The organism is Candidatus Clostridium stratigraminis, from assembly GCF_045310675.1.
Lineage (GTDB): Bacteria > Bacillota > Clostridia > Clostridiales > Clostridiaceae > Clostridium_AT > Clostridium_AT stratigraminis.
In genome coordinates, this window is record NZ_JBJHZZ010000002.1 from 479,738 (window position 1) to 486,436 (window position 6,699).

The window sequence follows — 6,699 nt, forward strand, 5'->3', positions numbered from 1 at the left end:
GTGGAGTTCACTCCACCTTTTTATTGCATAGTTAAGGATTGTTTATAATTACCCAGTATATCATTTACAGGAGAAACTGCTATAAAGGCGGAAGGTTCAATTGCCTTAACTATAGTTTTTAACGCGTTTAGCTGGTTTCTTTGGATTACAACATAAATAAATTTCTTTTTATCATTAGAATAACCGCCTACTGCATCTAATACAGTAACTCCTCTAACAAGTCTAGTATTTATGTCGTTTATTATTTGTTTGGAATTTTCACATATTATTATACATTGCCGTGAGGAGGCTATACCCTCTTGAATAGCATCTAGTGTCTTAGTTCTTATAAAACTAGCTATAAGTGCATACATAACTGAACGAGGACCATAAGCATATGCTATTAAACAGTAAACTAGGATATCTTGTACTAATAAGATGTTTGAAAGCTGAAGACCTTTAAACTTATTTTGAATGATTTTTGCTAAGATATCCAATCCTCCAGTAGAAGAAAAAGACATAAAAATTAAATACACTGAAACACCTAAAAGCACACCTGAAAAAATAGCTGACAGAAGCATATCATCAATAGGCTTAAAGCTAAAGGCAGAATTAAAATAATCAATGAGTAAGGATGAAAGAATAACTACGAAACCACTCCTTATTGCAAATTTGCTTCCTACCAATCTAAAGCCAAAAATAAATAATGGAATGTTCATTACTATGGTTAGAATACCAATTTTAAGGCCAAAGAAATGATTTATAACCATAGCAATACCAGTAACTCCGCCTATACCTATTTTTGAAGGAACCAAGAATGCAGATACGGCTATTGATAAAATAGCACTTCCAAGAATTATTAAAGTATATTCCTTTAAAAGTTTAAGCATTTGAACTACCTCCAAGAAAATATGAATAAATTGCTTCGAATAAGTAAAAATATGAATGATTAATTTCAACAGCATTATATTAACATAAATATTCTACTTCAACAATTAATAATTCTATAATTATAAATTTAATTCTTTACATAGTTTTGCCAAAAACTAAATTCCATAGTACAATAAGTTAAATAGTATTATACGAGGTGAATTAATTTGGGCCCTTTAAAGTTTGAAAATATATATTTTAACAAGATTTGGGGAGGAAGGGACTTTAGTAATTTTAGAAATAATCTTCCTCAAGGCGATATTGGTGAAAGCTGGGATGTTGCCTGCCATCCTCATGGTACTAGTATTATTTCAAATGGCGAATTTAAAGGTATGAAGCTCAGTGAGCTTATAGACATAAAAGAAGAAGAAATTATAGGCAAGGAAGTTTCCAAATCATGGTTTCCATTACTTGTGAAGCTAATTAATGCTAAAGAAAAGCTTTCTGTTCAAGTTCATCCAAGTGATGATTATGCTAGAATAGCTGAGGGAGAACTTGGGAAGACAGAAGCGTGGTATATAGTTGAAGCTTCTAAAGACGCTAATATAGTACTTGGAACAAGACACTGTACTAAGGAACAATTTAAAAAAGCAATGGAAACAGGCAAATTTGATGAATATATGAATGTTATTCCAGTTAAAAAGGGTGAGGTTTATTTTGTAAAAAGCGGACTCATACATGCTATTGGTGGAGGAATAATTATAGCTGAAATACAACAAAATAGCGATACAACCTATAGAGTTTATGATTACAATAGAGGAAGAGAACTTCATTTAGACAAAGCTATGGACGTTATAAACTTAAATTTATTTGGAGAAAAAAGCAGGGGTTTAGAGGTTAAATATGATGGCTATAGTAAAATTTATTATTGCTTATGTGAAAATTTTTCTCTAGAATTATATGATATTACCTCAAGTGTTAAAGAAGTTAGTGATCCTGAAAGATTTTATATATATTTAGTAGTAGAAGGTAATGGTGAAATTTTATTTAAAGGCGGAAAAGAAACTATTGATTTAGGGGAAAGCATATTAATTCCAGCAAGTCTAGGAGACTATGAAATATACGGGAACTTAAAGATTCTTAAAACATATGTTCCAGATGTTGAAAAGGTAAAAAGTGAAATTCTAAGAAATGTAATATTTTAATAGATTATTTATAATGACATCCATATGATTTATTACTTATTTATAAAAAGTAATAAGTTATATGGATATTATTTTCAGAAAATTGAATGAAATGTCTTCAAAATAAATCAAAGTCTCTTAGACGTAAATTATTTCTTGCAAAGTTATTGCTTATATGCAATAATTAAATAGTAATTATACATAAAGTATAAAACGGGGGGATCTAATAATGTTTCTTGATTATTTAGGGTTAGGGACTAATAAAAGTATTTATAGAAACTTACCTGTTTCAGACTTAGTAGAGCATGCACTTAAGAACAAAGAAGGTGTGCTTTCAGAAACTGGTGCCTTTGTTGTTGAAACTGGAAAATACACTGGAAGATCTCCAAAGGACAGGTTTATTGTTAAGCAGCAAAGTATAAATGAAAGTATCAATTGGGGAGAGGTAAATATCCCAATAGAAGAAGAAGTTTTTGACAGCTTATTTAATAAAGTATTAAATCACTTAATGGAGAAGAATTTATATATATTTGAAGGCTTTGTTGGAGCACATGAAAATTATCGAATATCTGTAAGGGTTATTAGTGAGTATGCTTCTCAAGCTTTATTTGCAAATCAGCTTTTTATTAGACCAAATAAAGGTCAACAGCAAGGTTTTAAGGAAGATTTCACCGTTGTTGCAGCTCCAGATTTTAAAGCAAACGGAAAAGTAGATGGAATTAATTCAGAGGCTTTTATAATTATAAATTTTGAAAAGAAGATAATATTAATAGGTGGAACCCAATATTCTGGAGAAATTAAAAAGTCTATGTTCTCCTTAATGAATTATCTATTACCTCTAAAAGGTGTATTTCCTATGCATTGTTCGGCAAATATAGGAAAAAATGGAGATACAGCTATCTTTTTTGGCTTATCCGGTACTGGAAAAACAACTTTATCAGCAGACCCGGATAGAAGGCTAATTGGAGATGATGAGCATGGCTGGTGCAGTGATGGAGTATTTAATTTTGAAGGCGGCTGCTATGCTAAGACTATAAAGTTATCAAAAGAAAAAGAAAAAGAAATTTATGATGCAATTAAGTTTGGTACTATATTGGAAAACGTTGTGCTAAATGATGATAAAACACCAAATTATGATAGTGATAGGTTGACAGAAAATACTAGGGCTGCATATCCAATAAATTATATTGAGAACATTGAGCCTAGTGGTCGTGGAGGACATCCTAATACAATAATATTTTTAACTGCTGATGCCTTTGGAGTTCTTCCTCCAATCTCTAAGCTTTCAAAAGAAGCAGCTATGTATCATTTTATGTCAGGATATACAAGTAAGCTTGCAGGCACTGAAAGAGGAATTACAGAACCAAAAGCAACCTTTTCTGCATGTTTTGGAGAGCCTTTTATGCTTATGAATCCTTCAGTTTATGCGAAACTTTTAGGTGAAAAAATTGAAAAATACAATGCAGAAGTATATCTTATAAACACAGGTTGGTCAGGCGGTGGGTATGGCAAAGGCGAAAGAATTAAATTAGCTTACACCCGATTAATGGTAAATGCAGCTTTAAATGGAACTCTAAAAAATATAGAATATAAATTAAATCCTGTTTTTAAAGTTTTAGTACCAAATGAAATTCCAAATGTCCCAAAGGAAATTTTAAACCCAAGAAGTACTTGGAAAGATAAGGATCAATATGATATTAAAGCTAGAGAATTAGCTTATAACTTTAGGAAGAACTTTAGTAAATTTAAAGATGTTCCAGAGGAAATAATTAATGCTGGGCCAATGGCAGATTGTAATGATGAGATAATCTATGAAATTGCCTTAGAGAAATAGTAAATTGTAGGAATTTAGCAATGCCATAAGTATTGTTAAATCCTTTATTATTTAAATGTTAAATTTTTAGTTTCTCGTTCTAATACAAACAAATATATAGTATAATAAAACTTGTGCAATAATACATATTGAAAGTGAGAGTGATGAAATGTACGCTAATATAATTTTTTTATTAAAGACTATTATTATCGCCATTGTAGAAGGTATTACTGAGTTTCTTCCAATATCTTCTACAGGGCATATGATCATAATAGGCCACTTTATAGGATTTACAGATAAATTTGCTATCTTTTACGAAGTAGTAATTCAATTAGGAGCAATTTTAGCAATTGTTGTTTTATATTGGAGAAAGATTTCTGAATCTTTAAGACCTGGAAACCTATTTAATGTAAAGAAATCAGGATTCAAACTTTGGTTTAACATTGCTATTGCTTTTATACCTGCTGCTGTTATTGGTTTAGTATTTAAGAAAAAGATAGACAAATATCTATTCAATACTTTAACTGTAGCAATAGCTATGATAGTCGGAGGATTATTATTATTCATTATTGAAAACAAATATAGGAGAACTAATAAAACAAGAGACATAGATGATGTTAGTCCTATGCAATCTTTAAAAATAGGTATATTTCAATGTCTTTCTTTATGGCCAGGTATGTCACGTTCTGCTTCTACAATAATGGGTGGCTGGATTAGCGGCTTATCGACTCCAGTAGCTGCTGAATTTTCATTTTTCCTTGCTATACCAACGATGTTAGCAGCAAGTGGCTTAGATCTTATTAAGGACAGGCCTACAATGACATCAATTGAAATCATCGCTCTAATTTTAGGCTTCATAGTTGCTTTTTTAGTTGCGCTATTAGTAGTAGAAAAGTTTATTAATTTCTTAAATAAAAAACCTATGAGAGTTTTTGCGGTTTATAGAATACTACTTGGAATAGTTCTTTTAGTACTAGCTGCTCTTAAAGTAATTGTTGTAACTAAATAATAATCTAATAATGATTTATTGCTCAGGATTTATTCCTGAGTTTTTTTATGTATTTTTTATTATTCAATGTGAATACTAAAATTAAATTAAATGCTGCTTATATTTATTTTTTAAAAAATTTAAAAGAAAATGATCAGATGTGATTATTTCATTCTTATCATGACCTATTATAGTATACATTTATGTTATACTAATACAATTATTTAGATTAATTATTTGACATATTTAGATAATGATACTCAAATTTAGAACAAATGCAAATTATGTAGGATTATGTTTAAATTTAGAATTTTAAATTGTATAATAAATTTAAAAAGTTTTGGAGGTATACATAAATGGCAGATAAAATAAAGAAAATTGCACTTTTAACAGGAGGCGGAGACTGCCCTGGATTAAATGCAGTATTAAGAGCAGCAACTAGAACAGCTATTTTAAAATATGGATATGAAGTTATAGGATATAAATTTGGATATAGAGGCCTTTATAATAATGACTATATACCTTTAAATCTTGATACTGTATCTGGCATATTGCATAGAGGAGGAACTATATTGTATAGTTCAAATAAAGATAACCTTTTTGACTACTCTATTGAAGAAAATGGGAAAATGGTAAAGAAAGATGTTTCAGACGTTGCCGTAGAAAATTTAAAAAATACTGGTGTTGATGCATTGGTTGTCATAGGTGGAGATGGAACACTTACTAGCGCTAGGGACTTTGCAAGAAAAGGAGTAAAGGTTATTGGGGTTCCTAAAACTATAGATAATGATTTAGCTTCTACAGATGTTACTTTTGGGTTTAATACAGCTGTTGGGGTAGCAACAGAGGCACTAGATAGATTACATACTACAGCAGAATCACATCATAGAATTATGATACTTGAAGTTATGGGGAGAAATGCAGGATGGATTGCATTAGAGTCAGGAATATCTGGCTCAGCAGATGTAATTTTAATACCAGAAATCCCATATGATTTAAATAAAATAGTAGATAAGATAAATGATAGAAAGAAACAAGGTAAGGTATTCAGCATTATTGTAGTAGCTGAAGGAGCGAAATCTAAAGACGGAGATGTTGTTATAAGCAAAATTGTAGAGGATAGCCCAGACCCAATTAGATTGGGTGGAATAGCAAATAAACTGGCTTTTGATTTGGAAAGAGTAGTAAAGGATCATGAAATCAGAAGCACAGTGTTAGGCCATTTGCAAAGAGGTGGTAATGCCTCCACTTATGATAGATTGTTATCAACAAGATATGGGGTTGCAGCCATGGACTTAATTAGTGAAGGAAAGTTTGGAAATATGGTTTGTCTTAAGGGTAATGAAATATCCTATGAAGCACTTGAAAATGTAATTGGTAAAACAAAGAATGTTGATCCAAATGGTGATATCGTTAGAGTTGCAAGAAGTATTGGAATATCATTTGGAGATTAAAGTTACTATTATAAGAAGAATGCGGGAAGAACAGTAAATGAGGTTCTCTCCGCATTTTTATATGTAAGTTTATATAAACTATCCCTAGTGTATCATTATGTGAGATATGAAGAATAAAATAGGAAATTAGAGATACTTGTAATTATTTTAGTTTTATGGTATATAATTTATAAAACTAACAAATAATATTTGCTAATATATTAAATGTCGTCGCTAAAGAGCGTCGAAAGAATTAATTTATTATGTTGACAAACAACAAACGACATGATAAGATATAAAAGCTGTCAGATGACGGCAAACAAATTGGTCTTTGAAAATTAAACAGATATATAATAAGGTAAAAAACCAGCAATTCTTTTATTTAATTAAAGTAAGCGATGAGCTTAAGAATTCAAACTTTTAAATTGAGAG

The 6,699-nt window shown here is 30.4% G+C and carries 5 protein-coding genes; 4 read left to right on the top strand and 1 reads right to left on the bottom strand.

The genetic code is table 11. The annotated features are described in order from the left end of the window. Window positions 1-20: 20 nt before the first annotated feature. Entirely contained in the window at window positions 21-869 is an 849-nt protein-coding gene (locus tag ACJDUG_RS06575) for a YitT family protein (protein WP_406769083.1), read from the bottom strand. A 207-nt stretch (window positions 870-1,076) separates the two neighbouring features. On the opposite strand from ACJDUG_RS06575, the gene ACJDUG_RS06580 reads away from it, so the two are divergent. From ACJDUG_RS06580 to ACJDUG_RS06595, 4 genes are all read left to right on the top strand, one after another. Then, window positions 1,077-2,054, top strand: a complete 978-nt coding sequence (locus ACJDUG_RS06580) for a type I phosphomannose isomerase catalytic subunit (RefSeq protein WP_406769084.1) — start codon at window positions 1,077-1,079, stop codon at window positions 2,052-2,054. Window positions 2,055-2,262: 208 nt separating this feature from the next. Continuing rightward, on the top strand, window positions 2,263-3,867 hold the full coding sequence (gene pckA, locus ACJDUG_RS06585) for a phosphoenolpyruvate carboxykinase (ATP) (RefSeq protein ID WP_406769085.1): 1,605 nt from the start codon (window positions 2,263-2,265) through the stop codon (window positions 3,865-3,867). A 148-nt stretch (window positions 3,868-4,015) separates the two neighbouring features. Then, window positions 4,016-4,855: an undecaprenyl-diphosphate phosphatase gene (locus ACJDUG_RS06590; RefSeq protein WP_406769086.1), complete on the top strand. Its 840-nt coding sequence runs from the start codon at window positions 4,016-4,018 to the stop codon at window positions 4,853-4,855. Window positions 4,856-5,190: 335 nt separating this feature from the next. Further along, window positions 5,191-6,288 (top strand): 6-phosphofructokinase, encoded by a 1,098-nt coding sequence (locus tag ACJDUG_RS06595; protein ID WP_406769087.1) that lies wholly within the window; start codon window positions 5,191-5,193, stop codon window positions 6,286-6,288. The last annotated feature ends 411 nt before the right edge of the window (window positions 6,289-6,699 follow it).